This is a genomic window from Serratia sp. 506_PEND (genome assembly GCF_001076875.1).
GTDB lineage: Bacteria > Pseudomonadota > Gammaproteobacteria > Enterobacterales > Enterobacteriaceae > Serratia > Serratia marcescens.
In genome coordinates this window covers 1-3,741 of the sequence record NZ_JVEL01000345.1, presented here as the reverse complement: position 1 = coordinate 3,741, position 3,741 = coordinate 1, and the positions used below count along the sequence as shown (strand labels likewise).

General features: G+C 56.2%; 3 protein-coding genes. 2 read left to right on the top strand and 1 reads right to left on the bottom strand.

Annotated elements, in window-relative coordinates; genetic code table 11:
• Nucleotides 1-860 (bottom strand): phosphoenolpyruvate carboxykinase (ATP) (locus ADK28_RS11030; protein WP_048795675.1); only part of this gene is annotated, 860 nt, incomplete at its 3' end.
• A 432-nt stretch (nt 861-1,292) separates the two neighbouring features.
• On the opposite strand from ADK28_RS11030, the gene ADK28_RS11025 reads away from it, so the two are divergent.
• Both ADK28_RS11025 and ADK28_RS11015 read left to right on the top strand, forming a co-directional pair.
• A complete protein-coding gene (locus ADK28_RS11025) occupies nt 1,293-2,636 on the top strand; it encodes a 2-hydroxycarboxylate transporter family protein (protein ID WP_048795674.1) in 1,344 nt (447 codons plus the stop codon).
• A gap of 333 nt (nt 2,637-2,969) precedes the next feature.
• The coding region (locus ADK28_RS11015) for a M12 family metallo-peptidase (RefSeq protein ID WP_048795673.1) at nt 2,970-3,741 on the top strand (772 nt) is incomplete at its 3' end.

The following is a 3,741-nucleotide window of genomic DNA, read 5'->3' as shown; positions in this document are numbered from 1 at the left end:
TTGGCGTAGCAGCCGCCTTCGAAGTTGAACACGCCGTCGTCGTCCCAGCCGTGCTCGTCATCGCCGATCAGCTGACGCTTAGGATCGGTGGAGAGGGTGGTCTTGCCGGTGCCGGACAGGCCAAAGAACACCGCCACGTCGCCTTTCTCGCCCACGTTGGCCGAGCAGTGCATCGAGGCGATGCCTTTCAGCGGCAGCAGGTAGTTCATCATCGAGAACATGCCTTTCTTCATTTCGCCGCCGTACCAGGTGCCGCCGATCAGCTGCATGCGCTCGGTCAGATTGAAGGCGACGAAGTTCTCCGAGTGCAGCCCTTGCTGCTGCCAGTCCGGGTTGGTGCATTTAGCGCCGTTCATCACCACGAAGTCCGGTTCAAAGTCCGCCAGCTCGGCGTCGCTCGGGCGGATGAACATGTTTTTCACGAAGTGCGCCTGCCAGGCCACCTCGGTGATGAAGCGCACTTTCAGACGCGTGTCGGCGTTGGCGCCGCAGAACGCGTCCACCACGAACAGACGCTTGCCGGAGAGCTGATTGCCCACCAGCGTCTTCAGATGCTGCCAGACTTCCGGCGAGAGCGGCTGGTTGTCGTTCTTGCCGGTGCCGTTGTCCGACCACCAGACGGTATCGCGCGTGGTGTCGTCGCGCACGATGTATTTGTCCTTCGGCGAACGGCCGGTAAATTCACCGGTCGCGACGTTGACCGCGCCCAGTTGGGTGAGGGTGCCGCGCTCCAGCGGCGGCAGGTCGGCGCGGGTCTCTTCGGCGAACAGCAATTCATAGCTGGGGTTATAGACGATGTCGGCGGCCTGATGGATGCCGTAGCGAGCGAGGGTTTGTGGGGTAACAGCGCGTGAAGACATATTCTACTTCCTTATGAGTCATATTATGCCTCTTTCCCGTGCGGTGCCGCGCGCAGGATTGAGATTCGGATCAAGCTGACCGGATTCAGCTAATGCATTTCCGGTTCTTTATTAATAAAACAGGGGGCTTTTTCGCCCTCCTATAGCATAGCAGCGAATTTAAGCCTGTTTACTTTAATTACAAAATGCTGACGATAATTAATTAAAACTAACCTTGGCGGAGGGTCACAATATTGAATTCCGCCGGCGTAATTTAGTTTTGCATTTTTATTTTTTATCATATCGTCAGGGCTGTCTACTGTTTTATTTCTTATTAGAAAAAGCGAAATCCACAATAGGATTTTTCGTAATCATTTGTTTTTGCTTGGCTATGGCAAAGTTTTTGCGCCAGGTGAATCTAACCGTACTGTACGCTTGTCAGCAGGGTGAATAATGAAACAGATAAATGCAGAACTGGCCTGTGATAAAAATACGGCATCGTCCGAATCATCAGGATTAATTAATCAACTTCGTCAAATAGATATCGGCGCGGTACCGATCGCCTTGTTTATCACGATTTGCGCGATCGTAGCGATTTCCGCCTACGCCAACTTCCTGCCGAAGAATATGATCGGCGGCCTGGCGGTGATAATGACGCTGGGCTTTGCGCTGGCGCAGTTGGGAAAAAGCATTCCCGTGCTGCGCGATATCGGCGGGCCGGCCATTCTGTGTTTGATGGTGCCGTCGGTGCTGGTCTATTTCGATGTCTTCCAGCCCAACGTCATGGGCACCGTCCATTTGCTGATGAAAGACGCGAACCTGCTTTATTTCGTCATCGCCAGTCTGGTGGTCGGCAGCATTCTCGGCATGAACCGGGTGATACTGATCCAGGGGATGATTCGCATGTTCGTGCCGCTGGTGGTGGGCACGATCACGGCGGTGATCACCGGGCTGCTGGTGGGCAAGCTGTTCGGCTTTACCTTCTATCACACCTTCTTCTTCATCATCGTGCCGATCATCGGCGGCGGCATCGGCGAGGGAATTTTACCGCTGTCGCTGGCCTATTCGGCGATCCTGGGCTCGACGCCGGATGTCTATGTCGCGCAGCTGGCGCCGGCGGCGGTGCTGGGTAACATCTTCGCCATCGTGACCGCCGGGGTGCTGGCGCGCATCGGTATGCAGCGCAAGGCGCTGAGCGGCGACGGCATGCTGATCCGTTCGGCGCAGGAGAACGCGATGTTCGCCATCAAGGAGCAAAGCGGCAACGTCGATTTCCAACTGATGGGCGGCGGGCTGCTGGTGATCTGCGCCTTCTTTATCGTCGGCGGCCTGTTCGAACACATCGTGCATATTCCCGGGCCGGTGCTGATGATCCTGTTCGCGGTGCTGTGCAAGTACTGCCGGGTGATCCCGGCTTCGATGGAGACCGGCGCGCACAGTTTCTACAAGTTCGTCTCCACCGCGCTGGTGTGGCCGCTGATGATCGGTCTGGGCATGCTGTACGTGCCGCTGGAAAGCGTGGTGGCGGTGTTCTCGGTCGGTTATGTGGTGGTCTGCGGCTCGGTGGTGCTGTCGATGGGACTGGTCAGTTTCTTGATTGCGCCTTACCTGAAGATGTTTCCGGTGGAGGCGGCGATTGTCACCTGTTGTCACAGTGGCCTGGGCGGCACCGGTGACGTGGCGATCCTGTCGGCGTCGAACCGCATGGGGCTGATGCCGTTCGCCCAAATCGCCACGCGCATCGGCGGCGCTTCCACGGTCATCGGCGCGACGCTGCTGCTTGGTTGGTTAGTCTGAGTCCAGAGTATCTTATGGATAACCGGGGTTGGATTGCCCCGGTTTTTTTATGCGTTTTTATTCGCTTATCGTGATAGTGCTGATTATTGCCTTGAAAATCATTCGTGTGGCGCAAATGCATAGCCGTACTTTATCTAAGAAAATTCTGTAATCGGTGAAAATGTGTCTATTCTTTTCTCTTAAGGGATTATCGTTCTCATTCAGAGTGCCGAGGGAAGGCGCCAGCGCATTACCGATATCCCCGTATTGATTCAACACCGGGCCGCTGCCGTTCAGGCAATCCGCCAGTTGGGGCATCCCCCCGATTGAATTGACGAATATGGAGATAAGGTTATGTCATCAAGCAATGCTTCCGTTAAGGCCGAAGGCGTATTAGCCCTGCTGGGCGCTTATAAACCCGATGAAGACGACACCATTACCGTGCTTCATCCGTCGAAAACGTTCGAAAACGCCGGCCTGGAGTTGGTGCGCGGCGATCGTAGTTGGCACGACAAGGGCGTGACCGACACGCCGGTCTCCCTGACCTACAGCTTCTGGGAAAAGGCGCCGGGCAACATGTCGAGCATGAGCATCAGCGGCTTTAGCAGCTTTAACGCCGAACAGCGCGAGCAGGCTAAACTGTCGCTGCAGTCATGGTCAGACGTGGCTAACATCACCTTCACCGAAACCAGCAACACCGCCGCCGCCAACATCAAATTCGGCCTGTTCGACTACAGCTCGCGCGGCTCCTATGCCTTCGCGTATAACCCGGACTCCTCGCCTTCGGTCGCCGGGCAAACCTGGTATAACGCCAAGAACCCTACCTTCGTCAACAACCAGATCCATGAGAACGAGTACGGTCGCCAGACCTTCACCCATGAAATCGGCCATGCGTTGGGGTTGCAGCATCCGGGCGACTATAACGCCGCGCCGGGCGTCAGCATCACCTACGCTAAAGACGCGACCTACTTTGAGGACAGCCGCGCGCACAGCCTGATGAGCTATTTCAGCGAAAGCAACACCGGGCAGGACTTTAAAGGCGCGTACTCTTCCGGGCCGTTGCTCAACGACATCACGGCGATCCAGCATTTCTACGGCGCCAACATGAACACCCGCACCGGCGACA

Bases quoted from the DNA above. Each gene is read 5' to 3' on its own strand.
- ADK28_RS11025 (WP_048795674.1), top strand. From the start codon at position 1,293: ATGAAACAGATAAATGCAGAACTGGCCTGTGATAAAAATACGGCATCG.